The organism is Massilia sp. CT11-108, assembly GCF_047302915.1.
Classification (GTDB): domain Bacteria; phylum Pseudomonadota; class Gammaproteobacteria; order Burkholderiales; family Burkholderiaceae_D; genus Telluria; species Telluria orientalis.
This window is the reverse complement of record NZ_JBKYMO010001217.1, coordinates 1-491: the sequence shown is the minus strand read 5'-3', so window position 1 is coordinate 491 and position 491 is coordinate 1. Positions and strand designations below refer to the sequence as shown.

Below are 491 nucleotides of genomic sequence, written 5' to 3'. Positions count from 1 at the left end.
ATCATCGCCCGCGCCCAGTCTCGCCGACCTGGCGGCAGCCTGTGGGCTCAGCCGCTTCCAGCTCGTGCGGCAGTTCGCGCGGGCGACGGGGCTGACGCCGCACGCCTACCTGATCCAGCGCCGCATCGACGCGGCCCGTGCATTGCTGGCGCGCGGGTCGACGCTGGCGGACGCGGCCGCCGCCAGCGGTTTTGCCGACCAGAGCCACATGACGCGCCTGTTCATCCGCACCTACGGCATCACGCCCGGCGCGTACGCCTGCAATTTCGTTCAATACCGGCGCGCACACGAGGACTAACCTGCGTTCCCATGTCGATGACGAGGAGAACGCCGTGTCCGCTAAAACCCTGGGTTACCTGTACCTGACGCTGGCCATGGTGCTCGTCGGCAGTACCGTCGTGGCCAGCAAGATCGCCGCCGCCGGCCTGCCGCCATTCACGGCCACCGCGCTGCGCTTCGCGCTCGCGTTGCCCTGTTTTCTCGTGCTGCTG

General features: G+C 68.6%; 1 protein-coding gene and 1 pseudogene. Both read left to right on the top strand.

The annotated features are described in order from the left end of the window. On the top strand, positions 1-298 hold a 298-nt coding region (locus ACEN88_RS34080; RefSeq protein ID WP_413346797.1), incomplete at its 5' end, for a helix-turn-helix transcriptional regulator. A gap of 76 nt (positions 299-374) precedes the next feature. Then, a pseudogene (locus tag ACEN88_RS34075) lies at positions 375-491 on the top strand (EamA/RhaT family transporter); the annotation flags it as partial.